At 42.7% G+C, this 450-nt stretch carries 1 protein-coding gene; it reads left to right on the top strand.

Annotation, left to right across the window (positions count from 1 at the left end):
* Positions 1–450 (top strand): hypothetical protein (locus EHS11_RS19755; protein WP_167884333.1); only part of this gene is annotated, 450 nt, incomplete at both ends.

The raw sequence follows: 450 nt of genomic DNA, 5'->3' as shown, positions 1-450 counted from the left end.
AGAATTTCTATGATGTGGGTCTTGCGGGTGATGTTAAGAGAATATCTTCGGCGGCAAACGATATATCTGCGGTAAAAGAAAGAAACGAGAAGAAATTCCAGGAAGCGAAGATTGCTGCTGAGTCTGCGGATTCATTTATCAAAGATATGATTATGGCTTATATTTCCGGTGGTGTGGCGGGGATTAAGTCTTCCATTAAAGGAAAAATTGAGGATCAGATTAATTCTAGTTTGGCGGGAGCATTTATCCGGGCTACAGGGGGAAGTGAAGATCAGATTGCGTTTGTTTCCGACATCATGAGCTTTATGCGTGGAAAGATGCAAGAAAAGCAAGTTAAGGCCCGTGCGAATACTATGTCTATGAGTAATCCACTTCGTTCGATAGAGAATATGTATGCAAAGAGTTTTAACGCCGTGAACAAACTGTCCGGAGGCATCATAGGAACCGGTG

Origin of the sequence: Leptospira ilyithenensis (assembly GCF_004771005.1) — a bacterium.
Lineage (GTDB): Bacteria > Spirochaetota > Leptospiria > Leptospirales > Leptospiraceae > Leptospira_A > Leptospira_A ilyithenensis.
This window is presented reverse-complemented; position numbering and strand designations above follow the sequence as displayed.